This is a genomic window from Gemmatimonadales bacterium (genome assembly GCA_019637315.1).
Taxonomy (GTDB): domain Bacteria; phylum Gemmatimonadota; class Gemmatimonadetes; order Gemmatimonadales; family GWC2-71-9; genus SHZU01.
The window spans coordinates 17,152-39,677 of sequence record JAHBVU010000014.1 but is presented as its reverse complement, the minus strand read 5'-3'; the positions used below and the strand labels follow the sequence as shown (position 1 = coordinate 39,677).

The following is a 22,526-nucleotide window of genomic DNA, read 5'->3' as shown; positions in this document are numbered from 1 at the left end:
ACAACCGATCCCGCCTGAAGCTGCGGCGGCCCGCTGACTCGAGGATCACAATGACGATGGCGACAACGAGCTACGGCAACAACGGCGGCACGGCAACCCTGGCCACTTCGCTGCATCAGCGGATCCAGGAAGAACTCGAGCACAAGATCATCGCGGGCAACTGGCTGCCTGGTCACCGAATTCCGTCCGAACGCGAGCTGACTGCCTACTATGGCTGCTCACGCATGACCGTCAACAAAGCCATGACGCGACTTGCCAACGCCGGCCTGATCGAGCGGAAGCGCAAGACCGGCAGCTTCGTCAAACGTCCGCACTCGCAAGCTGCCGTGCTCGAGATTCATGACCTCAAAGCCGAAGTCAGCGCGTTAGGCATGAGCTACGATTACCGGATCATCGATCGCGCGGCGCGCCCGGCCAATCCAAGCGACCGGCAGCATCTCGAGCTCGACAGCGATTCTCCGGTGCTCGAAGTGAACGGCCTGCACCTGGCCGCCGATCAGCCGTTCTGCCACGAACGGCGGGTCATCAACCTGGCAGCCGTGCCGCAGGCTGCCGAGGAAAGCTTTGCCGATACGTCGCCAGGGTCCTGGCTCGTCAATCATGTGCCCTGGACCGAAGCAGAGCACCGGATTCGGGCGGTTCCGGCCAGCGCCGAGATGGCGCATCAGCTCCAGATTCCGCGGGGCACCGCCTGCCTGGTGGTCGAGCGCCGAACCTGGCGCACCGATCATACGGTCACCCATGTGACGCTGACTTATCCCGGATCGGTTCATCAACTGGTTGCCCGGTTCGCGCCATCGGCCTGACAGGCGCGACCTCCGACCGTACCAACTCCCAAGAAGGCCAGATGCGAATCTGGCCTTCTTGCACAGAACCTCATTGGTCTATACATATCTCCGATCGCGCCTCGGAGCCGAGCTTGATCCTGCCAAAACCCACAGCGACCTGACGTGACCGGAACCCGGATCTACCGCAACGCGCGGCTCGTCACCATGGCGGACGGGCTCGAGCCGATCGAGAACGGGGCTCTGATCGCGTCTGGCGGCCTGATCCGATACGCTGGCAGCGAGACCGGCCTGACCCGGGCGCTCGCCGGCCCCGACCCGGAAGAGATCGACTGTGGCGGCAGAGTGATTACCCCGGGCCTGATCGATTGCCACACCCATCTCGTTTACGGCGGCGACCGCGCTGCCGAGTTCGAAGCCCGCCTCGACGGGGCCAGCTACGAAGAGATCGCCCGCGCGGGCGGGGGCATCGCGTCGACAGTGCGGGCCACCCGCGCCGCAACCGAGGATGAGCTGACCGCGGCCGCCCTCCCCCGGCTCGACCACCTGATCGCGGAAGGTGTCACGACACTCGAGGTGAAGTCGGGCTACGGACTCGAGCTCACCAGCGAGCTTCGGTGCCTGACCGCAGCACGACGACTCGGCCGTGAGCGACCGGTGTCGGTCTGCACGACGTTTCTTGGTGCGCACACCGTCCCGCCCGAAGCGGCGGACGATCGTGACGGGTACATCGACCGACTCTGCCGGGAGATGATTCCGGCCGTTGCAGCGGGGTCGCTGGCCGACGCGGTCGACGGATTCTGTGAGACAATCGCATTCACGCCGGCCGAGATCGCGCGAGTGTTCGAGGCAGCCGCGGCTCACGGCCTGCCGGTCAAGCTGCATGCCGACCAGCTTTCGGATTCGGGCGGCGCCGCTCTGGCCGCTCGCTACAACGCACTCTCGGCCGATCATCTCGAGTACACCAGCGAAGCTGGGGCAGCCGCGCTGGCAGCCAGCGGAACCGTGGCCGTGATGCTGCCGGGCGCCTTCTATGCGCTGCGCGAAGATCGCATTCCTCCCATCGAGGCGTTCCGCCGGCTCGGGGTTCCCATGGCTGTCGCCACGGACTGTAACCCGGGCACTTCCCCACTGACCTCGGTCCTGCTGGCGATGAACCTCGCCGCCACCTTGTTTCGACTGACCGTAACCGAGTGCCTGCTGGGCACGACTTACCACGCGGCGCGGGCGCTGGGTCTGCCTGACCGCGGCACGCTCGAACCCGGCAAGGCCTGCGACCTGGCCATCTGGAGCATCGATCGTCCCGCCGAGCTGGTATACCGGATGGGATACAACCCGCTGTTCCGGCGGGTCTGGAGGGGTAGATGACCGATAGCACGATTCTGACGCTCAATCCCGGCGAGGTTTCGCTCGACACCTGGCGCAGCATCTATCGCGGTTCGAACGTTAGGCTCGACGCCAGCGCCAAGGCAGCCGTGGATGCTGGCGCGAGAACGATCCAGAGCATCGTCTCCAAGGGCAGTCCCGTCTACGGTGTGAACACCGGTTTCGGGAAGCTGGCGAGCGTGCGGATCGACGCTGCCGACCTGGCCACGCTGCAGCGCAACCTGGTCCTGTCGCATGCGGTCGGCGTCGGGGACGTACTACCCGTTCCGATCGTTCGGCTGATCATGGCCCTCAAGCTGGCCAGCCTGGGGCAGGGTGCCTCTGGAGTCCGCTGGACAACGATACAGCACCTGGAGGCATGCCTCGCGGCCCGGTTCATCCCCGGCATTCCGCACCAGGGCTCAGTCGGTGCCTCAGGCGACCTCGCTCCGCTAGCGCACCTGACCGCTGCGCTGATGGGCGTCGGCCGTCACTGCAGCGTGCTCGGCCAAGCGGTTCTGCCACCTGACCAGGCTCTCGCCGAGGCCGGCCTCGAACCGCTGGTGCTCGGACCGAAAGAGGGACTCGCGCTGCTAAACGGCACCCAGGTCTCGACCGCGCTTGCCCTGACCGGCCTGTTCGAAGCCGAGGCAGTCCTCCGGGCCGCCCTGATCACCGGCGCGCTCTCGACCGATGCAGCGAAGGGTTCGGATGGACCGTTTGACCAGCGGATCCACGCCCTTCGGCGCCACCGCGGCCAACGCGACGCGGCTGCGTCACTGCGGGCACTGATGGCGGGATCGGCCATCCGCGCCTCGCACCTGGTGGGTGACGCCCGGGTTCAGGACCCCTACTGCCTCCGCTGCCAACCGCAGGTCATGGGTGCCTGCCTCGACCTGCTGCGCCACGCAGCACAGACACTCGCCGATGAGGCCAATGGCGTCTCCGACAACCCGCTCGTCTTTGCCGACACGGGCGAGGTGATCTCGGGGGGTAACTTCCATGCGGAGCCCGTGGCCTTCGCCGCGGACATGATCGCGCTGGCGCTCTGCGAGGTCGGCTCGATTGCCGAGCGGCGGATCGCGATGCTGATCGACCCGGCCCTCTCGGGCTTGCCGGCGTTCCTGACCCCGGTACCTGGGCTCAACTCCGGCTTCATGATGGCACAGGTCACGGCAGCAGCGCTGGTCGCCGAGAACAAACAGTGCGCTCATCCCGCGAGTGTGGACTCGATCCCCACCTCCGCCAACCAGGAAGACCACGTCTCGATGGCCACCCATGGCGCCTACCGGCTGCTCAAAATGGCCAGGAACACGGCGGCGATCATCGGGATCGAGCTCCTGGTTGCAGCCCAGGCTTGCGAGTTCCACGCACCGCTCCGCACCAGCGACCCGCTCGAACGGGCTCGCGCCCGACTTCGCGAGTTCGTTGCCCCACTGGCCGATGACCGATACCTCTCGCCGGACCTCGATATGGCAGCCCACCTGGTGCAATCCGGTCTCCTGGCCGAGGCCGTCGGCACCGACATGCTCCCGGATGTCGCGCCATGACCAGCCGATCCTGCGCCTTCCGTCCCCGTTCGAGGTCCCTCCGATGACAACACGGAACAGCGCCAGCGCACGCCTGGTCCGCAGCCCGCGAGGCCGGCACCGATCCGCGAAGACCTGGCTGACTGAAGCCCCCCTTCGGATGCTGATGAACAATCTCGATCCGGACGTAGCAGAACGCCCCGAAGACCTGGTCGTGTACGGCGGCATCGGCAAAGCTGCAAGGAACTGGGCAGCGTTCGATGAGATCGTCGATGCGTTGCGTGCGCTCGAGGCGGATCAGACGCTGCTGATTCAGTCGGGCAAACCGGTGGGGGTCTTCACGACCCACCCTGATGCGCCACGCGTCCTGCTGGCCAACTCGAACCTGGTGCCGCGCTGGGCAACCTGGGAGCACTTCAACGAGTTGGATCGCAAAGGGCTGATGATGTACGGCCAGATGACGGCCGGCTCGTGGATCTATATCGGCAGCCAGGGCATCGTTCAGGGCACTTACGAGACCTTCGTGGAAATGGGTCGGCAGCACTATGGCGGCGACCTGCGCGGCCGGTGGATCCTCACCGCGGGACTTGGCGGCATGGGTGGTGCTCAGCCGCTCGCCGCAACCATGGCCGGCGCATCGTGCCTGGCCGTGGAGTGCCAGCCCAGCCGAATCGCCTTCCGGCTGCGCACGCGGTACGTCGATATCCAGGCAGATGACCTCGACCATGCTTTGGCCCTGCTCGAGCGCGCTAAGCAGGACGGCCGGGCTGTTTCCGTGGCCTTGCTGGGCAATGCGGCCGACGTGTTTCCCGAGCTCGTTCGTCGGGGCATTCGCCCCGATTGCGTCACGGACCAGACGTCGGCACACGATCCGGTCAATGGGTATCTCCCGATCGGGTGGACGCTGGAGCAATGGGAGTCCGCTCGGGCAACCGATCCTGCCCTGGTAGCTCGGGAGGCCAGGCGTTCCATGGCGGTGCAGGTCCGCGCCATGCTGGATTTTCATCGGGCCGGCATTCCCACGGTCGATTACGGCAACAACATCCGACAAATGGCATTGGAGGAGGGCGTCCAGGACGCCTTCGACTTCCCGGGCTTCGTGCCCGCGTATATCCGTCCGCTCTTCTGTCGCGGCGTTGGGCCTTTCCGTTGGGTCGCGCTGTCCGGTAACCCCGAGGATATCTACAAGACCGACCAGCGAGTCAAAGCGCTGCTCCCCGACGACCGGCAGCTGCACAACTGGCTCGACATGGCCCGCGAGCGAATCAGCTTCCAGGGCCTGCCCGCCAGAATCTGCTGGGTCGGCCTGGGCGACCGGCATCGACTCGGCCTGGCGTTCAACGAGATGGTTGCCTCCGGAGAACTCGAGGCGCCGATCGTGATCGGGCGAGACCACCTCGATTCGGGCTCGGTCGCTTCACCCAACCGCGAGACGGAGGCCATGCAGGACGGCTCGGACGCCGTTTCCGATTGGCCGCTGCTCAATGCATTGCTCAACACCGCCAGCGGGGCAACCTGGGTCTCACTGCATCACGGCGGCGGGGTCGGCATGGGGTTTTCACAGCATGCGGGGGTCGTGATCGTTGCGGACGGCACTCCCGAGGCAGCAGCTCGGCTGCGTCGCGTCCTCTGGAACGACCCTGCCACGGGGGTCATGCGGCATGCAGACGCAGGGTATCCGATTGCTGTGGAGACAGCACGGAATGCCGGCCTCACGCTGCCTGGCATACTCTAGCCCGGCGGGCCCACTACGCGATTGCGCCCGGCGTCTTTGGCCTGAAAGAGCCGGCGGTCCGCCTCGGCCAGCAGCACCTCCGGGGCGCCCCCGTCGGCAGACCAAGTGGCTACACCGGCACTTACCGTCACGTACACCGGCCCGGCATTGCGCACAGGCAGCGCCTCGGCGCCGATAGCCTTTCGGATCAGGTCAACCCGATCGATTGCTTGCTCCGCGGTTGTGTCGCGGAAGATGACGACGAATTCCTCGCCTCCATAGCGAGCCACCAGATCGCTCCGCCGAACCCCATCGCGCAACAGCTCCGCCACACGACGCAGCACCGCATCACCGACCGCGTGGCCGTGGGTGTCGTTGAACTGCTTGAAGTGGTCGATATCCACCATGACGACCGACACCGGCGTCTCGGCACGACGCGCGCGGGCAATCTCGTTGGTGAAATAGTCGTCGAAGAAGCGACGGTTGAAGATCCCGGTCAGCGGGTCGGTCGTCACCAATTCGCGTTGGCGCTGCATTTCCCGTACGATCAGCATGGCCAGACCGGTCGCGGTGGCCAGGAGGACCAGGCGGGAGAGCTGATCGGTCCAGCGGAAGCGGCCGAACTCACTGACGAGGTCCGGCGCATCCAGGTTGAAAAGCCCTACCACCACGATCAGCAGGATCAGGTACTGTGTCACCGCCGCGACCCCGGCAACGAAGGACAACCGCCAGTCGTAGCGGAGACAGGTGGCGCCGATCGCGATGAAATACGCCTCGAATGTGCTCTTGCTGTTGGTGACCAGGTGTGGATCACCAGTGAAAGCGTAGGCACCGAGCGCGCCCGAAATCAGTGTGACATCGAGCAAGGTGGTAGCGAGCGGAAGCCAAGCCTGTCGGCGATCACGCGCCACGGCCCAGTAGACGAAGCCGGCAATGAGCGAGGCAATCACGCCAACCCAGAGCGCCGCCATATGCTGGCTGCGCTGCTCCGAGGACACGATGTTGACGTTGATCGCGGGAATCACTGTCAACGCGAGAACCAGCCCAAGCCGGATCCGGGCGATCAGCAACTCGCCCGCCTTGCCTGCGATACGCTGGTACTCGTCGGGTGGCGCCCAGAAACGACGAACCCGGCTCAACGGGCGCCGAGTCGGCGCGGGAACAGCCGGGTTCAAAGCCATGATGAGGTGCGACCTGTCTACATCACCCGGTACTTGGGGCCGCTCCCGCCCTCACGCGGCGTCCACCGTGGGCCCAGCACATCGGTTGCTTTGCAGTCGACACAGTTGGGCGGGTTGACTCGCAGCTCGTCGCCGACGCGTTCATAGACGCCAGCCGGGCAGACATGGCTGTAGAAATCTGCCACCTCCGGCGTGACATCCTGCCCGACGATCAGGTGCGACGGAATCGTATCACGCGTCGCGTTGCCCGACTTGAAGACGGCGTCGACCTTGCTGAAGGTCAGTGCGTTGTCCGGCACGAACGGCACAGCCGCCGAGACATCGCGCGCCTCCTCGGCGTCCTCCTCGCTATGGATCTTACCGCCCGGGAACGCGCCCCCCGTCGCAGTCAGCAGCAGATTCTTGATGCCGCCGACATAGAACCCCTGCTTGAAGGCCAGCCGCATGTTCCGGCGCTTCTTGAGATCAGAGACGACATAGCTCTCGCGCAGCATCGTGTCGTAGGCCGACAGGGTCGAGCCGTCGGTCGTGCCCGCCTTGAGCGCCTGAAATGCGGCGCGCGCGGCGTACATGCCGGACTGCATGGCGTAGTGGATGCCCTTGAGGCTCGCCACCTCGACCGTGCCGAGACAATCGCCGGCCATCAGAAGGCCATCGCCGGAGAACCGATCCGGCAGCGCGTAATAGCCGCCTTCAGGAATCGTCTTGGCGCCCCACTCCACCAGTTCGCCGCCTTCCAGATACTGCCGGAAGAGCGGATGCAGCTTGGTGCGCTGGAGCAGTTCGTGGACGTCGAGATTGGCGTCTCGCGCATCGAGTCCAACGACGAGGCCGATGGCAACCTGACTGGGTCCCATCGGATACATGAAGGTGCCGCCGAACGCGTCACGCGGGAGCGGCCATCCCAGTGTGTGGATGATCCGATCGAGCGGCTTCTTGACGTCCCACACTTCTTTGACGCCCAACGCATAGATCTGCGGATTGGGAGACGAAACGCCGCGCCAGCTCCGCCACGCTTGCGCGAGCGGACCGCGGGTGCCCTCGGTGAGGACGGTGACCTTGGCCGTCAGGTCGGTTGGCTCCGCATAGCCCTCGCCCGGCTCGCCGTTGCGGTCGAGCCCTGACGGCGTGGTCCGCACCCCGACGACACCGGAGCCCTCGACCAGAAGCGCGTCGACCGGAAAACCCGCGAAGATGTTGACGCCTTCCGCCTCAGCACGCTCGCCCATCCAGCGGACGACTTCACAGAGTGAGGCCACGTAGTTGCCGTGGTTCTTCATCGTCGGCGGCGTCGGGATCCGGATCGAGCCGGTCGAGGTCATCAGGTAGACCGCCTCACCGGTTACTGCCTGGCGGAACGGCAACTCACTGATCGGCACGTCCGGAAACAGCTCGCGAAACGGAATTGGATTGACTACGGCGCCAGACAGGTTGTGCTCGCCCAGACTGCCGGCTTTTTCCAGGACTCCAATGTTGAGCTCTCCCAGCGTTCCGTCCGCTTTGGCGAGACGGGACAGTTCGATTGCACCTGCGAGTCCCGCCGGACCGGCGCCCACGAACAGCACGTCCATTTCGATGGCCTCGGCGCTCGGCGCGTCGGCGCGAATGAACCGATCGACCGGAAGGGCTGGCTGATGCTTGACCGGCAGGATACGAGACATGAAGGCCATCCTCACGTGGCTCGGTGTAACGGGACAGGCCCGTCTACAGCAGGTTCAACGAAATGTCGGCCGCGCGCACGCTATGCGTCAGCGCCCCGATGGAAATGAAGTCCGCCCCGGCCAGCGCATACTCGCGCACATTCTCGAGCGTGATGCCGCCGGTTGCTTCGATGGCAATGCCGGGCCGCCGATTGCGCGCAACCGCCGCCCAGACGCGGACAGTCGCCGGCGTCTGATTGTCGATCAGCAGTCGGTCGGCGCCCGCCTCGCAGGCTTCGACCAACTGGGCCTCGGTCTCCACCTCCACCTGGCATGCCACGGCGCCTCGGGCTCGCGCCTCCTCGAGGGCCTCAGCCAGACTGCGCCCATCCCGTTCCAGGGCGCGCCAGTGGTTGTCCTTGACCATGACCGTGTGCGCCAGATCGATCCGGTGGATCGTTCCACCACCGGCAACGACAGCCGCCACGTCGAGCAATCGAAGGCCGGGCGCCGTCTTTCGGGTATGGAGCACGCGGCACCCGGTTCCGCTCATTGCCTCGACATACCGACACGTTGCCGTGGCAATCCCGCAGGCGCGTTGCAGCAGGTTGAGCACCGTCCGCTCGGCGTGCAGGATCGCGGTCAGATCACCGGTCAGGCGACCGATCTCGCCCGGCTCGACCGCCTGCCCTTCGGTGACCCGCCAGCCGATGTCGCACCCTGCCAGCCGAGCGGCCTCCTCGGCATAGCGAAGCCCGGACACCACAGCGGCCGTCCGGGCTTCGATGATTGCAGTGCCTGCGGGAGCACCCCGAACGGTAACAGCCGTGGTCAGATCGACCGGACCATCCTCGGCCAGCGCGACGGCTGCCAGGCGCGCCGCGTCGGCCGAGAGGTCCGGAAGCCGCTCTGCCATCGACGATCTACTCGGCCTTGAGCTTCCGGATCTCGTCCGTGAGCCGCGGGAGGATCTCGAAGAGATCGCCGACGATGCCGTAGTCCGCCACCTTGAAGATCGGGGCGTCCTTGTCCTTGTTGATGGCGACGATCACCTTGGAGGTCCGCATCCCGGCCAAGTGCTGAATCGCGCCGGAAATGCCGACTGCAACGTAGAGCGATGGCGCCACCGTCTTGCCAGTCTGACCGACCTGCGCACCGTGCTCCCGCCAGCCGGCGTCGACCACCGCGCGGCTGGCGCCGACCGCCGCAGGGCCAAGCGCGGCTGCCAGGTCTTCGAGCAGCTTGAAGTTGGCCGGTTCCTTGAGGCCGCGTCCGCCCGACACCACGATGTTCGCCTCGGTGACGTCGAGCGCGGCCTGGGCCGGCGCCTTGATTTCTTTGACCGTGACCCGCTGAGTAAAGTCGGGAACCGCGACCGTCACCGTTTCCGCGGTGAGCCCCTTGCTGCCGTCGGCTGCGAAGGTGTTGGGTCGAACCGACACGATGGCGGTCGAGCCGGTCAGGGTCAGTTTCTGCAACGCCTTACCGGCATAGACCGGTCGAGTCACCACCAGCTTGCCGCCATCGACTGAGAGGGCCGTCACGTCGGTTGCCAGCGCCTGGCCAAGCTTCGCCGCCACCCGCGGAGCGAGATCGCGCCCCATGGCGCTGGCAGAGAACACGATCGCTGTGTAACCCGCGCCGATCGACGCGATCGTCGCGGCATAGCCGTCGGGATTGTAGAGGCCGAATCCGTCGTGCGACGCGGTCAGCACCCGATTGGCACCGTGCCCGCCGAGCCCACCGGCGCCGTCGACCGTTCCGGCCCCCAGCACCAGCGCGTCCACCGTAGCGCCGAGGCCATCCGCTACGATCCGGGCCGCCGAGACGACCTCGAGAGACACCTTCCGAAGCGCACCCTGGCGCTGTTCCGTCACTGCAAGAATCGCGGCCATGGTCAGATCACCTTCGCTTCATTGCGGAGCAACTGCACCAGCGCGGGTACGGCGTCCGCGCCCTCACCCACGATCCGACCGGCCTGCCGCTCAGCGGGCAGGGAGAGTCCGGTTACGGTCAGAGCACCCGCACCAAGCGAGGTCGGCTTCGACTCGAGCGGCTTCTTCTTGGCCGCCATGATGCCCTTGAGCGACGGCAGCCGCGGAGTATTGATGCCCTTGTCGGCTGTGATGACCGCCGGTAGCTGGCAACCCAGCACCTCGACCCCGCCTTCGACTTCCCGCTCGGCCGAGACGGCGCCGTTCTCGACCGTGAGCGACGACACTGCAGAGATGACCGGCAGACCGAGCAGCTCACCGACCATGACGCCGACCTGATGATTGTAGTCGTCGACGGCCATCTTGCCGAAGAGAATCAGGTCGTAGCCGCCGGTGCCGAGTTCCGCAGCAATCGCCTTGGCGACCTCGAGCCCATCGGCCGACCCGGTGCTCTGCAGCAGCACGCCACGATCGATGCCCATGGCCAGCGCGGTGCGGATCGTCTCCTGCGAGCTCTCACCGCCCAGGGAGATGACCACGGTTTCACCCGCGCCAGCCTTTTCCTTGAGCGCGATGGCGGCCTCGAGGGCGTACTCGTCATAGGGGTTCGGAACGAACTTGACCCCGGCTTCATCGATGGTCTTCCCGTCCCCGCCCACGGCGATCTTGGCCGTCGTATCGGGTACGCGTTTCAGGCAAACGGCAATCTTCACTCTCGAAACTCCGTGCGTAATCGGCGTTGCGGACCTAGAAGGCCGCTTCGCCGGTGATCTCCTGCCCCAAGATCAGCGAGTGCATGTCATGGGTGCCTTCGTAGGTGTAAACCGACTCGAGGTTGGCCATGTGACGCATCGAGTGGTACTCCACCAGAATCCCGTTGGCGCCGAGCAGGCGCCGGGCCTCGCGCGCGATATCGCAGGCGATGTCGACGTTGTTCCGCTTGGCAAGCGAGACGTGCTGGGGAGTCATCGTGCCCGCGTCCTTCATCCGGCCAAGCTGGAGGCAGAGCAGCTGGGCCTTGGTAATCTCGGTCAGCATGTCGGCGAGCCGAACCTGCTGGATTTGCGTCGCGGCAATCGGCTTGCCGAACATGACGCGGTTCTTGGCGTAGCGAACCGCTTCATCATAACAGGCCATCGCGGCGCCGATCGCGCCCCAGGCGATGCCGTACCGCGCCTGCGTCAGACACATCAGCGGGCTCTTGATCCCGGCTGACTTGGGCAGGATGGCATCCTTGGGCAGGTGCACGTCCTCGAGATGCAGCTCGCTCGTATCAGAGGCGCGAAGCGACAGCTTGCCTTTCTGATCTTTGCCCGTGAAGCCCTTGGTACCCGTCGGAACGATGAAGCCGCGGATCGACTTCGAGTCGTTGATGTCGCCGGTCTTGGCCCAGACGATCGCGACGGTCGCCTGCGACCCGTTGGTGATCCACATCTTGGTGCCGTTGAGCACCCAACCGTCGGCCGTCTCACGCGCCGTCGTGATCATGCCACCCGGGTTCGAGCCGAAGTCGGGCTCGGTCAAACCGAAGCAGCCGATCTCGTCACCCTTGGCAAGCCGCGGCAACCAGTGCCGCTTTTGTTCCTCCGAGCCGAAGGCATAGATCGGATACATCACGAGGCCGCCCTGCACCGACGCGAACGAACGGATGCCGCTGTCGCCGCGTTCGAGTTCCTGCATGATCAGACCGTAGGCGACGTTGCCCAACCCGGCGCAGCCATATTCTTCCGGCAGGTTGGCACCGAAGACCCCGAGTTCACCGAGACCGGGGATCAGCTGCTTGGGAAACTTGGCGCCGTCGTAGTACTCACCGATGATGGGAATCAGCGCCTCGTCGACCCAGCTGCGTACCGTATCACGTACCGCCCGTTCTTCTTCCGACAGCAGCGAATCGAGCTGATAGAAATCGACGCCGGTAAAGGCCGCGGATCCGACGGACATGGTCCAACCCCTTGTAAAAGCTGAAGTTACCAGACTTCCAAAGATAGCCGACCGCCCCGGGACTCGGTAGGGTTGGCCGCTCTGCCTTTTTTCGCCCCCGGCGTACCGGATCGCCTGGGAAGCGCCGCCGCTCTTCTCGACACGATCCGACAACGCGTCTCCAGACTGGGCCGCCAGCGAAGCCGGTGGAGTCAGTCCACAGGCCGGCCGGCGACCGCCCGGGGCTCGATCCCGACTTCGACGGCCTTGCTCCGGAAGGTGGGGCCATGATCGACGCCGAGTCCACTTTCGTCCTGCCACTGGTGGACCATCTCGTGCAGCAGCGTCTCGGCGACCTCCCCCCAGCCGTCACGCCGGATGTGTCGGCGGCTGATCGCGATTGCCGGGCTACCCGATGAGGCTGGCTCGTAGTGGCCCAGCTTGCGTCGCATCCGGCTCGACAGCACAATCTCGATGGCCGCCAACTGTCCGTCGAACCAGCGCAGGTTGAGCGCATCGCGGAGCGCACGAAGGCGCTCGAGTCGCTCCTCGTCGCCAGGCTCAGCGGCGTCCCGTCGACGCTTGGGCGCTGGCTGGGCGTCGCCATGCACCGAGAACTCGAGAAAGACCTGAGCGGCGGCTTTCCGGTCTCGACGGCGCACCCAGGGGCGCGCCCAGGTTGCAATGGCCGCGACGATACGGTCCGGCGCGACGGCGTACCCCTGGTGCACCCGGAGGCCGCCGCGCTGGTCGAAGGAGACCATGACGCGCCGGTTGGCATGAAGGGTGACCGGGATACGGGCCGGTAATCCGGCTGCCCGCAAGCGAGCGATCAGATCCGGTGGATCGTCGAGCGGAAGGGCGTACTGGGCCGGGGCAAATGAGGCGGACACCGCGGCAATTTAGCGGGGCTGCGGTACTTCGCTCGACAGGTGTGTCCGCCGGGGAAAGACGGCCGGAGTGGCGAGGTCGAAGCGCCTGCGGGTCCGGTCCCAGCACCCGTGCCGAACCTGGATGGTGTCGGCTGAAACATCGATCAGGTTGAATGCGGACGGCCGCCGCCCGCGGGTTCGGCCGGTATGGGTGCTCGAGGTGGCGATCACCACCTGCCCGTCAAGCAGGCCGGCGCCTTCCTGATGGTCGTGTCCGCAGAGGACCAGATCGGCGCCGACCCCGCCGAGCCCCAGCTGCGCTGCCTTCCAGCGGGCCAACCCCATGCGCCGCGAGATCTCGCCCCGGAGGATGTTCTGATGGGTGACCACGACCCGTAGCGCGTCTCTGGGCGCGGCAGCGAACCGAGCGGCGACCCTGGCAAGCTCCGCACTGGGCAGGTGCCCCTTGACGGCCGGATCGCGCCAGAACTTCCAGGTCATCGAGCCCACCGCCACGCCGTGACTGGTGAGCAGCGACTCGATGGCCACTCCCGGGAGCGCGAGCCCGGGAGCAAGGTCCTCACCGAAGTAGATCCGGTACTTGGTGTACTTGCGCCGCACGCCCAGGAGGTCGAACGGACTGGCCCACCATTGAACATCATGGTTGCCGGGAATCACCAGCGTCGGCGCGGTCTTCCGGAGGTCCTTCACGAACGCCAGCGCCGCCTGGAACTCCCCGTGACGAGCGCGCTGAGTCAGATCGCCTGCAACGACCACGGCCGTCGGCGCCAGCTCGGGCACCAGCGCAGCCAGGGCGTCGATCTGATCGAGATCGACGTCCCGGCCGAAGTGAAGATCGGAGACTTGAACGAGGCGGATCACACTACCAGACGACACGAATCCGATAGGTCACCGTCGCTTCGCCCTTGGGCGGCACCCGGAGCCGAAACCTGGTGATGGTGCTGGACACCCGCTCGGCCGGAACGGAGCTCTGCAGCACCGACCACTCTCCCCGCCGCTCTTCCAGGACGTCGACGGTTGCTGCGGAATCCTTGGCGTTGGCCACCGTCACGGTGTAGCTCGCGGTCGCGACCGTCCGCTGCCCTTCGCGCTGGGTCTGATACGCCGTCTGGGTCCGCCGTGCGGTCAGATCGAACGCGGTACCTGCGCTCAGCCGAAGATCCTGGCCGGCAGCGGTGTGGCCCAGCGACGACTCGCCGACGAGTTGGAGCCGGCCCTGCTGGTCGCGCTCGTAGATTCGGGCCACTCCGGCCGGGACGGGACGGTCGCCGAACGGGGTTTTCGCCGCCCGCTTGACGACGTAGGTGACGGCCACCGGCAGGATCTCCTCGTCACCCTGCTGCGGTAACCCGACCGCCCACTGATTTTGTGCGGAAGCCGTGAGGGTTCGCTCGTAAGCGGCCTGGGCGGGATCGAACAGCGCCACGGCCGTTTCGACACCCGGGAGCAGTGTGAACCGGCCAGGCAGCGAATAGAGATGGGCCTCCCCGACGCTCTCTTCCGCTGCCATGTCCATTCGGGCAGCCATCGGCGCGGCCTGTACTCCTTCCCTTGAGAAGCGCATTGCCGGTGCTGCCCGACCCACGTTGCCCGCCAGAACCTGAAGCTCGGCGGAATCGGCCCGCAGCCGTCCCGCCGTGATCAGGGCCTGGCCACTGACCACGGCCTGCGACCGCCCCAGGATGATGCTGTACGAGGCACGCCAGGAGGCGCCGTCGGAGAAGAAACCAAGTCCGAGGCCGGTACGCGCTCGATCGCTCCGCACGGTGAGCCGGGTCGAAGGCTCGGCCGGCACGAGATCAGCGGGAAAGAGAGGCGTCCCAGGGCGCTCGAACACCACGGTACCGTCTTCGAGGCGGAACCGTTCCGGATCGACCCCAAGCACGCGAGCCGTAACGACCTCCCGTGCACCGCCCGCCCCTCGGGTCGCAAACCGAAGGTCGCGCCCCACGGCACGCCGGAGCGCGTTGCCTTGATCGACCGCAGGGTCGAAGACGAGACCGGTGATCGTCACGCCAGAATCCAGCGCAAAGATCGAGGACGCATCCAGCGCACCCAGCGCAAGGTCGTGGCTCGACAGGCCAGCCGGGATCCGAACCGGCAGCGACCGCCGATGCAAGACCCTTCCGTCGCTGTAGACCGTCAGGCTGGTCTGGGCCGCTGCGGGACCGACCAGCATCAATCCGAACAAACCCGCCGCCAGCGACCAGCGGCCACGCGACACCCTGCCGATGCTCATCGTTTCATCTCCTTGGGCATGAGCTCCTGCAACACGCGGGAGACGAGCCGGCGGATCACGAGATACACGAGCAGCACCGACGCCGCCGCAAAGATCCGCTGCGCAGAATGAACCGGGGTCCGCCAGAACAGCAGCCAGGCCGCGAGCGCAGCTGCCGCCAGGATAGCCCACCGTTGCGCCAGTCGGTCGGCTCGTCGCGCCCGTTCACGGCGACAGACCGAGCAGAAGTCCCCCCAGGAGAGGCCTGTCTCCCGCCGGTCGCACTGGATGCAGGGGACCGGGTTACCCCCGGACGCGAGCTGCGACGCTGTTCCCGAACTGTTCAGTCGAAGCATTGCCACCCAGGTCCCGGGTGCGGATTCCGTCGGTCACGATGGTACCGTGAATGGCACTGCGCAACCGAGTTGCGGCGTCGAGCTCACCGAGATGATCGAGCATCATGGCGCCGGCCAGCATCAGTGCCGATGGATTGGCGAGGCCCTTGCCCGCGATATCCGGCGCACTGCCATGCACCGCTTCGAAGATCGATGCGGTCGTCCCGATATTGGCGCCCGGCGTGAGTCCAAGCCCACCCACCAAGCCCGAGAGCTCGTCGCTCAGAATGTCGCCGAAGAGATTGGTTGCCACCATCACGTCGAACTGCTCGGGGCGAAGCACGATCTGCATGGCGCAGTTGTCGACGATCATGTCGTTGGCCTCGACTCGCCCTTCGTACTCCTTGGCAACCGCGCGGCCGACTTCGAGGAAAAGCCCGCTCACCATCTTGAGGATGTTGGCCTTGTGAACGATGGTAACCTTCTTGCGACCGTGTGTCAGGGCGTACTCGAAGGCGTACCGGATAATGCGTTCACAACCGTAGCGCGTCGTCACACCCGTCGTCACGCCGGCAGCGTGCGGATCGGAGGCAGTCGCCACCCAGTGCTCGATGCCGGTATAGAAGCCCTCGAGATTCTCCCGCACCAGCACGATGTCGATGTTGTCGTATCGGCCGGGAAGGATGGTCTTGGCCGGGCGCAGGTTGGCGAACAGCTCGAACTCTTTGCGCAGCGCGACGTTGACCGATCGGTAGCCCGGTCCGACTGGGGTGGTGAGCGGCCCCTTGAGCGCAACCCGCCGCGACCGGATGCTGTCGAGCGTGGCATCCGGCAACGGCGTGCCGACCGCCTCGACGGCTGCCATGCCGCCCAGCTGCCGGTCCCAGTTGAAGGAGATCCCGGTCGCCTCGAGAACCGCCACGGTTGCTGTGGTAATTTCGGGCCCGATCCCGTCTCCGGGGATCAGGGTCACATCATAGCTCATGATTCCTCGTTGCCGTCATCGACGGGAAAGACCGTTGCCACAGCACTCTTGAGCGCCTGATCGGGCGTGTCACCGCTGCCGCGCGCCACCGATCGCCAGACCACCTTGCCGGTGCGAACATCCGCCAGGACGATCGACATCCGGGCCTCGAGTGCGCCCAGGCTGTCGGATTGGAAGGTGACTGACGCCGGGATCAGGGCGTAACGCCACCCCCCGGCGGCGGCCAGCAGCTTTCGCAGGTTGGAGCGGAGCGGGTCAGGGACCGTCGCCATCGACCAGGCGCGCATGACCGACTGTCCCATCTGGTTGGGGTCACCCATCAGCCCGCCGCTTCGCCGCGCAATGCGGCGCAGTTCATCAGCCGAGATCCAGTTGACATCTGGCGCACGGACGGCGGCATCGTCGGCCAGGACCGAATCGATCCGTCGGAGCGTGGCCACGCGCTCGGCCGGGAAGACCCCCGGCTCGACCGACGGCTCGATGACCAGCAGGTTGACCGGAACGATAGCTACCCCCTGACCGGAAATTCCGACCGTTGCGAGCGCCTGCGTAACCGGGCGCCTCTGGGCCGTTGCCGGACTCGAGCCGAGCCCTGCGGCCAGGCCGAACAATAGGGCGAAGGTGTTGAAACGACATGACATAGCTACGTCCAATCTAGTCGGAGGCGCGTCGGAAAACGACTAGGAAGGAAGCAAGAGGCGGGCCCGGGTCAGGCGCCGGATTTTCGGGCGTTCAGCGGACGTCGAGGCTCAGACCGCCGTCGACCTGGATGATCTGGCCGGTGACATGACGTGCTTCGTCGGAGCACAGAAAGACCACCACATGTGCAATGTCGGATGGATCTGCCAACCGACCCAGCACCGTGCTGGATCGGGCGCGCTCGAGCACTTCGGGAGGGAGGGTCTGCAACCGCTCCGTACGAACAAACCCCGGCGCCACGGCATTGACGTTGACGTTGCTGGGCCCCAGCTCGACGGCCGCCGCACGGGTCAGCCCCTCCAGCCCTGCCTTGCTGGCGGCATAGCTGGTCACGCCGAAACCGGGGCGAGTCGCCTGATGCGAGCTGATGTTGACGACCTTGCCATAATGCTGCGCACGAAACACGGGCGCCAGCACGGCAAGACAATTGTTGGCACCAATCAGATTGGTCTGAATCACATCGTTCCAGTCGTCTTCGCCGAGCCGCCACGATGCACCGTCACGGGCAATGCCGGCGTTATTGACGAGGAAGTGGACCTCCCCGAACCGCTCGCGAACGGCCTCGATGAAGCGGACCACCTGCCGACGATCTCGCACGTCACAGCTGTCAGCGAATACCCGCACACCCATGGCGGCGAGCGTCGTTTCGGTGAGGAGTGCGGATTCCCGGACGTCACGCCCGCCCAGATTCACGAAACAGAAGGCGACGTTGCAGCCCCGCCGTGCGAACTCGAGCGCAATGGCTCGTCCGAGGCCGGTCGCGCCACCCGTGATGACAACGGTTTTGCCATGGAACCCAGGCGGAACCTGCGGTCGTGTTTCCGTTTCCGGCAGGACCGCGGCGCGGGTGGATGCCGCGCTCTGCCACGACAGGGATCGACCGAACTCGGAGGAGGACATAGTGTTGGCGCGAAGGTATCGGTCAGCGGACCCGACCGCAAGTTATTCGGCGAGGTCGAGGCGCCATGCGGCCAGGGCCGGATGGAGCACTGCGTGACCGGTTACCGCCGCGACGAATGACGCATCGTCACCTGCCCAACGTGAGCGGACAGCCTCCCACTCGGCAATCAGCAGGGTCGTCGCGGCCGCCGCCATCGGGAAGACCACCAAGTCGTCGAATGCGGCCGATTCACCGCCCAGCCGCGAAATGCCCTCGACCGGGCCAACCTGTCCCATCTGGATTGCGTAGTCGAGGCCCCCCTTACGGGCCTGCGCGAGCACCGCGTCGGCAGCGTTTCCGCCCGACATCCCGGCTACAAACAGCATCCAGGCCTCACCCCACGCCGGTGCGACCAGCCGAGTCCGGATCTCGAAAGCAGCCTGATCGGGTTCGACGGCCTCGGGCCCCGACCGAGGGGGAGGGGGCGCGCGTTCCGTCAGCACGGCGACCCGACGGGAAAGGCGCCGCAACGCCTCGCTGCTCGAGACCTCGAGCAGGTGCTCATGGTGCAGACGCCACTCCACCTTGTCCGCACCGAGCGAACCCGCCGTCGGCTCCGGATCCGGTTCGACCTCGTGCCGCAGGAAACGGTCAAACGCTTCGACGGCCGCCAGCGCGCGCGACTGCACATCCGGGTCGGCGCTCCAGGAACCTTCTCGCAACCGACTGCGAACGTCATCGAGTTGTCCGAGGGCCACCTGCAACGAGAAGAGCGATGGCTTCTGGATCGTGGCCGAAGCGCGGGCAACCCAATCCGGCAGCGCAGCCAGCGTCGAGGGATCTCCCGGCCGGGCTACCGCTGCCTGAAACAGGCGATTGACCCAGAGCGCCGGATTCCAGCGCTCCGGACGCTCGACATCGAGGCGTTCGACTCGGGTCCGGAGCGCGCTGAGCAGTACGGTGCGATCGATCTCTTCATCCAGCGTCTCGAGTTCGAGTTCCTCGACCGCTCCGACCAGGGAACGGAAAGCGACCGCGTGTTGGTGGCAGGTTTCCTCATCAAAGGGCTGCAGCGAGGGCAACGAATAGCCTCGACCGAAACCGAACGCCTCGGCCGAGTCGAAATGGCTCCAGAGATCCGCAAAGGATCGGTATAGCTCGAGCAGCGCCATCAGGCGCTGCGAATCTCGGAGTCGTCTCCCACGCTCACGCTGCCGGAAAAGCCCGTGACAGACACTCGATTGCCAAGCATGCTGGCACTGAGCCGGGCATCAGTGACACGGCAGTCGCGCCCCAGCAGCGAGTGCGACACGCTCGAGTTGAGAATCACCGTTCCCCGCTCCACGGTGACATTGGGGCCGATGGTCGACCCCTCGATACGCGCGCCATCTTCCACGAGCACCGGGTCGAAGAACGTTACGCCGGGGTAGTCCCCTCGCTTGGCAGCTCCCTTCTCGAGCAGGATCTGGTTGGTCTCGAGCATGGTATCGAGCTTGCCGCAGTCGTACCAGCCCCCCACCTCGGCCGTCAGAATCTTCCGGCCGCTGTCGATCATATGCTGGAATGCATCGGTGAGATAGTACTCGCCCTTGTTCGGTGCGGCAGCAAGCGTGTGGTCGATGCCAGCCCAGAGCGCGGCCACATCGCGGATGAAGTAGAGCCCGATATTGGCGAGTTTGGACACCGGCTCCGAAGGCTTCTCGATGATCCGGGTCATGAAACCGTTGTCGTCGGTGACCACGACACCGAAGCGCTGATAGTCCTCGACTTCCTTGGCCCAGATGATTCCGTCGGCGTCGGTCCGGTTGACCAGCGTCAGGTCCGCTTCGAATACGGTGTCAACGAAGATGATGAGCACCGGCCCGGTCACGTGCGGCCGGGCCAGGTTCACCGCACCGGCTGTCCCGTCCTGCACCTTCTGTTCGATGAAGCGACAGGGCAGTCCGTACCGGTCGGTGACGTAGGCCTCGACCTGTTCCTTGAGGTGGCCGGTGATAAAAATCAGCTCCGAGACGTCGAGTCCCTTGAGGCGATCCATCACCCAGTCGATCACGGGCCGGCCGGCAACCTTGAGCATCGGCTTCGGCACCAGGTGCGAATGCGGACGGACCCGGGTTCCCTTCCCGGCCAGCGGAATGATCACCTGCATGTTCAACTCCTCCCGTACCGGTCTTTGAGGCGGACCAGGTCGTCCAGCTCGGGGGTCGAAGCCTCGAGCACGTCGGTGTCGACCACGGCCTCGACCTGGTGGATCAGCTTGGCAGGAATATGCATGGACTCGCCCGCATGCAACTGGCGGGCCGTCAGGTTGCCTTCGGAATCGGCCGTCCGCACGATCAGTTCACCTGTCAGAACATGCATCGTTTCATCTTTGACATTGTGGTACTGCAGACTGAGCACGTGCCCGGCGTTTACGTGCAGCACTTTGCCGACGTAGCGATCGGTCCGAGCCCAGATCAGTTCGTATCCCCATGGTTTCTCGACGCGATAGGGAATTGTCGCCACCTAAGACCTCGCAGGATGAAAGCGAAACGAAGATGGAGACGTCACACACTTCCGCACGCACACACCGCACCCGACACATCCTTCGCGCCGCAGCACCGGTCGTCCCGCTTCGTCCTGAATCAGTGCCGCCTCGCCCATGGGACAGGCATCCACACAGACCCGACATGCCGTGCCTGTGAATGTGATACAGCGTTCCGGGACGAACTCAACGGTTCCCAAACGGTAGCCGGTCCACCCCGCATCCGGAAGCGTCAGCGCACCCGTCGGACACGCCGCTACGCAGGGCATCTCGGCGCAGGCAACACAGGGCTCGATCGCAGGCTCCAGCATCGGCGTACCGGCAGCCAGCCCGCCAGAGGGCGGGACCGTCCGAATGGCACCGGGAGGGCAAACAGGTGCGCAAGCACCGCACCGGGTACACGCCGCCAGAAAGCCAACCTCCGGCAGCGCACCCGGCGGACGGACGTAACGCTGCTGGACGACGCGATCCTCGGTCCGCTCGACCAGCGTCTTGACCCAACGGTTCAGGCCGTCACGGAGAACCTGACGGCGGTCCGAAGGGCTATCGTGATCCCAAACGCTCACGGGCGAAAATGGGGAAAGACGTTGGCGGTCAGCCGCTCGATCAACCCTGAGTAGATCAACGGTATCCTCGGTTTTGCCGGCCCCTCGTCCGTCGGGTTTCGCGCGTCGCCCGACGGGGCGGTGTTGAACGCGGCGATCATGCCAGCCTTGCGAACCGGGTCGACATAGAAAAAGGCCCGAAAGCCTGCCTGGCTTCCGGTATGACCGACCAGGCGCACCCCGTTATGCTCACGAATGAAGAATCCGAGCCCGATCGAATCGCCGTCGGCGGTGCCAACCGGATGAATCGGCTGCCACATCTCGTTCAGGCTCGACCGGGCGAGTACCCCGCGAGCGGCCGGGGTCAACCCCGGCGCCCCGGCAAGGAACTGCAGGTATTTCACCATCTCGGTCAGCGGTGCATTGAGCCCGCTGTTCGACACCGTGATGCCAGTATCGAAATCGAGACCGTTGGGGTGGGGTTGCCCTGATCGAACCGTGTAGTTGTTGGAACGATCCGGCAGGAGATGGTAGGGCGTCACGTCGAAGTAGCTGCTCGTCATTCCCAGCGGCTTCAGCACGTTCTTATCGACGTACACCTCGTAGTCGTCGCCAGTCAGCCCTTCGATCGTCCGGCCCAGATAGACGATGCCAGGGTTCGAGTAGCTGAACTTGGCGCCCGGCTGAAACGTCACCTCGGTGTACGGCATCATTGCAACCAGTTGCGACCATTCCCGGGGCTCGAACGGGTGCCAGGGCTGGTTACCTCCCCACGGCCACGTTCCTGCCCGAAACCCGGCAGAATGCGACAGCAACTGGCGAATCGTGATCGCATCCATCGGCCCGAAGGCATTGTGGACCGCTCTGAGCTCAGGCACATGCCGGACAATCGGGTCGTCCAGTCCGAGCCGTCCGCGATCGCGAAGCTGCATCACCGCAATCGCGGTCAGCGTTTTGGTGATCGAGGCCCAGTGAAAGATCGTCCGTTCATCGACGGGCCGGCGGCTGGCAAGGTCGGCAAAACCGAAGAACTCGCGCCCCACGATCGAGTCCCCGTGGAAGACCATCAGGCTGCCTCCCACCACCCCTTCAGCCGCTAACGTCTCATGGAAGAAGGTCTTGACCGATGCCCAGGCAGCCGGCGGGGTGCCCCGCTGCGCCGCCAACGGCTCAGCGTCGGCGGTCATGGCACCTGAGACCAACCCGAGCCACAGCGCCCCCCGCCCCCACGCTCGCCTCATTGCATGCTCCAGATGAAAGGATCCGCATGCCGAAATCTAACCGTAGGGCCATATGGCCCCTTGGACCGCCGCACCCGCCCCAGTACCTTGTACCGGCTGCGAAGTTGCGTCTCGGACCTGCCGGCGTCTTACCGTCAC

The 22,526-nt window shown here is 65.5% G+C and carries 22 protein-coding genes; 4 read left to right on the top strand and 18 right to left on the bottom strand.

The features are described from left to right. Window positions 1-50: 50 nt before the first annotated feature. The 4 genes from hutC (at window position 51) to KF785_12975 (ending at window position 5,414) form a co-directional block, all read left to right on the top strand. Complete coding sequence (gene hutC / locus KF785_12990; protein MBX3147674.1) at window positions 51-806, top strand: histidine utilization repressor; 756 nt, start codon at window positions 51-53, stop codon at window positions 804-806. Window positions 807-992: 186 nt separating this feature from the next. Continuing rightward, window positions 993-2,153 carry an imidazolonepropionase gene (gene hutI, locus KF785_12985; protein MBX3147673.1) on the top strand — a complete coding sequence of 387 codons (1,161 nt, stop codon included), beginning with the start codon at window positions 993-995 and terminating at the stop codon, window positions 2,151-2,153. Then, window positions 2,150-3,700 (top strand): histidine ammonia-lyase, encoded by a 1,551-nt coding sequence (gene hutH / locus KF785_12980; protein ID MBX3147672.1) that lies wholly within the window; start codon window positions 2,150-2,152, stop codon window positions 3,698-3,700. Before hutI ends, hutH begins: the two co-directional genes overlap by 4 nt. Beyond that, entirely contained in the window at window positions 3,687-5,414 is a 1,728-nt protein-coding gene (locus KF785_12975) for a urocanate hydratase (GenBank protein MBX3147671.1), read from the top strand. The genes hutH and KF785_12975 overlap by 14 nt, the downstream gene beginning before the upstream one ends. Here KF785_12975 and KF785_12970 read toward each other — a convergent pair. The 18 genes from KF785_12970 to KF785_12885 form a co-directional block, all read right to left on the bottom strand. Next, window positions 5,411-6,574, bottom strand: a complete 1,164-nt coding sequence (locus KF785_12970; GenBank protein ID MBX3147670.1) for a GGDEF domain-containing protein — start codon at window positions 6,572-6,574, stop codon at window positions 5,411-5,413. The two genes, KF785_12975 and KF785_12970, sit on opposite strands and share 4 nt — an antisense overlap. Window positions 6,575-6,591: 17 nt before the next feature. Then, complete coding sequence (locus tag KF785_12965; GenBank protein ID MBX3147669.1) at window positions 6,592-8,235, bottom strand: 4Fe-4S dicluster domain-containing protein; 1,644 nt, start codon at window positions 8,233-8,235, stop codon at window positions 6,592-6,594. A 43-nt stretch (window positions 8,236-8,278) separates the two neighbouring features. Next, window positions 8,279-9,130, bottom strand: a complete 852-nt coding sequence (gene nadC, locus KF785_12960; protein MBX3147668.1) for a carboxylating nicotinate-nucleotide diphosphorylase — start codon at window positions 9,128-9,130, stop codon at window positions 8,279-8,281. A 7-nt stretch (window positions 9,131-9,137) separates the two neighbouring features. After that, on the bottom strand, window positions 9,138-10,109 hold the full coding sequence (locus KF785_12955; GenBank protein ID MBX3147667.1) for an electron transfer flavoprotein subunit alpha/FixB family protein: 972 nt from the start codon (window positions 10,107-10,109) through the stop codon (window positions 9,138-9,140). Window positions 10,110-10,111: 2 nt separating this feature from the next. Continuing rightward, a complete protein-coding gene (locus KF785_12950; GenBank protein MBX3147666.1) occupies window positions 10,112-10,861 on the bottom strand; it encodes an electron transfer flavoprotein subunit beta/FixA family protein in 750 nt (249 codons plus the stop codon). A 34-nt stretch (window positions 10,862-10,895) separates the two neighbouring features. After that, window positions 10,896-12,089 (bottom strand): acyl-CoA dehydrogenase family protein, encoded by a 1,194-nt coding sequence (locus KF785_12945; protein MBX3147665.1) that lies wholly within the window; start codon window positions 12,087-12,089, stop codon window positions 10,896-10,898. Between the two features lie 191 nt (window positions 12,090-12,280). After that, window positions 12,281-12,961, bottom strand: a complete 681-nt coding sequence (locus KF785_12940; protein ID MBX3147664.1) for a SprT-like domain-containing protein — start codon at window positions 12,959-12,961, stop codon at window positions 12,281-12,283. A 9-nt stretch (window positions 12,962-12,970) separates the two neighbouring features. Continuing rightward, window positions 12,971-13,822 carry a metallophosphoesterase gene (locus KF785_12935; protein MBX3147663.1) on the bottom strand — a complete coding sequence of 284 codons (852 nt, stop codon included), beginning with the start codon at window positions 13,820-13,822 and terminating at the stop codon, window positions 12,971-12,973. A gap of 1 nt (window position 13,823) precedes the next feature. Beyond that, window positions 13,824-15,200 carry a hypothetical protein gene (locus tag KF785_12930; GenBank protein ID MBX3147662.1) on the bottom strand — a complete coding sequence of 459 codons (1,377 nt, stop codon included), beginning with the start codon at window positions 15,198-15,200 and terminating at the stop codon, window positions 13,824-13,826. Further along, a complete protein-coding gene (locus KF785_12925) occupies window positions 15,197-15,535 on the bottom strand; it encodes a hypothetical protein (GenBank protein MBX3147661.1) in 339 nt (112 codons plus the stop codon). Before KF785_12925 ends, KF785_12930 begins: the two co-directional genes overlap by 4 nt. Continuing rightward, window positions 15,483-16,499, bottom strand: a complete 1,017-nt coding sequence (locus KF785_12920; GenBank protein ID MBX3147660.1) for an isocitrate/isopropylmalate dehydrogenase family protein — start codon at window positions 16,497-16,499, stop codon at window positions 15,483-15,485. Before KF785_12920 ends, KF785_12925 begins: the two co-directional genes overlap by 53 nt. Next, window positions 16,496-17,140, bottom strand: coding sequence for a hypothetical protein (locus KF785_12915; protein ID MBX3147659.1), 645 nt, complete (start codon window positions 17,138-17,140; stop codon window positions 16,496-16,498). Before KF785_12915 ends, KF785_12920 begins: the two co-directional genes overlap by 4 nt. A 91-nt stretch (window positions 17,141-17,231) precedes the next feature. Beyond that, window positions 17,232-18,098 carry a 3-oxoacyl-ACP reductase FabG gene (locus KF785_12910; GenBank protein ID MBX3147658.1) on the bottom strand — a complete coding sequence of 289 codons (867 nt, stop codon included), beginning with the start codon at window positions 18,096-18,098 and terminating at the stop codon, window positions 17,232-17,234. A gap of 42 nt (window positions 18,099-18,140) precedes the next feature. Continuing rightward, entirely contained in the window at window positions 18,141-19,250 is a 1,110-nt protein-coding gene (locus tag KF785_12905; protein ID MBX3147657.1) for a hypothetical protein, read from the bottom strand. Continuing rightward, complete coding sequence (locus KF785_12900; GenBank protein MBX3147656.1) at window positions 19,250-20,227, bottom strand: NTP transferase domain-containing protein; 978 nt, start codon at window positions 20,225-20,227, stop codon at window positions 19,250-19,252. Before KF785_12900 ends, KF785_12905 begins: the two co-directional genes overlap by 1 nt. A 2-nt stretch (window positions 20,228-20,229) precedes the next feature. Beyond that, window positions 20,230-20,583 carry a cupin domain-containing protein gene (locus tag KF785_12895; GenBank protein MBX3147655.1) on the bottom strand — a complete coding sequence of 118 codons (354 nt, stop codon included), beginning with the start codon at window positions 20,581-20,583 and terminating at the stop codon, window positions 20,230-20,232. Beyond that, entirely contained in the window at window positions 20,584-21,168 is a 585-nt protein-coding gene (locus tag KF785_12890; GenBank protein MBX3147654.1) for a 4Fe-4S dicluster domain-containing protein, read from the bottom strand. Continuing rightward, window positions 21,165-22,388, bottom strand: a complete 1,224-nt coding sequence (locus tag KF785_12885; protein MBX3147653.1) for a beta-lactamase family protein — start codon at window positions 22,386-22,388, stop codon at window positions 21,165-21,167. The genes KF785_12890 and KF785_12885 overlap by 4 nt, the downstream gene beginning before the upstream one ends. Window positions 22,389-22,526: the final 138 nt, after the last annotated feature.

Bases quoted from the DNA above. Each gene is read 5' to 3' on its own strand.
- hutI (MBX3147673.1), top strand. From the start codon at position 993: ATGGCGGACGGGCTCGAGCCGATCGAGAACGGGGCTCTGATCGCGTCT.
- KF785_12930 (MBX3147662.1), bottom strand. From the start codon at position 15,200: ATGAGCATCGGCAGGGTGTCGCGTGGCCGCTGGTCGCTGGCGGCGGGT.
- KF785_12925 (MBX3147661.1), bottom strand. From the start codon at position 15,535: ATGCTTCGACTGAACAGTTCGGGAACAGCGTCGCAGCTCGCGTCCGGG.
- KF785_12945 (MBX3147665.1), bottom strand. From the start codon at position 12,089: ATGTCCGTCGGATCCGCGGCCTTTACCGGCGTCGATTTCTATCAGCTC.
- KF785_12970 (MBX3147670.1), bottom strand. From the start codon at position 6,574: ATGGCTTTGAACCCGGCTGTTCCCGCGCCGACTCGGCGCCCGTTGAGC.
- KF785_12965 (MBX3147669.1), bottom strand. From the start codon at position 8,235: ATGTCTCGTATCCTGCCGGTCAAGCATCAGCCAGCCCTTCCGGTCGAT.
- KF785_12955 (MBX3147667.1), bottom strand. From the start codon at position 10,109: ATGGCCGCGATTCTTGCAGTGACGGAACAGCGCCAGGGTGCGCTTCGG.
- KF785_12910 (MBX3147658.1), bottom strand. From the start codon at position 18,098: ATGTCCTCCTCCGAGTTCGGTCGATCCCTGTCGTGGCAGAGCGCGGCA.
- KF785_12905 (MBX3147657.1), bottom strand. From the start codon at position 19,250: ATGGCGCTGCTCGAGCTATACCGATCCTTTGCGGATCTCTGGAGCCAT.
- KF785_12920 (MBX3147660.1), bottom strand. From the start codon at position 16,499: ATGAGCTATGATGTGACCCTGATCCCCGGAGACGGGATCGGGCCCGAA.
- nadC (MBX3147668.1), bottom strand. From the start codon at position 9,130: ATGGCAGAGCGGCTTCCGGACCTCTCGGCCGACGCGGCGCGCCTGGCA.
- hutC (MBX3147674.1), top strand. From the start codon at position 51: ATGACGATGGCGACAACGAGCTACGGCAACAACGGCGGCACGGCAACC.
- KF785_12975 (MBX3147671.1), top strand. From the start codon at position 3,687: ATGTCGCGCCATGACCAGCCGATCCTGCGCCTTCCGTCCCCGTTCGAG.
- KF785_12915 (MBX3147659.1), bottom strand. From the start codon at position 17,140: ATGTCATGTCGTTTCAACACCTTCGCCCTATTGTTCGGCCTGGCCGCA.
- KF785_12885 (MBX3147653.1), bottom strand. From the start codon at position 22,388: ATGAGGCGAGCGTGGGGGCGGGGGGCGCTGTGGCTCGGGTTGGTCTCA.
- KF785_12900 (MBX3147656.1), bottom strand. From the start codon at position 20,227: ATGCAGGTGATCATTCCGCTGGCCGGGAAGGGAACCCGGGTCCGTCCG.
- hutH (MBX3147672.1), top strand. From the start codon at position 2,150: ATGACCGATAGCACGATTCTGACGCTCAATCCCGGCGAGGTTTCGCTC.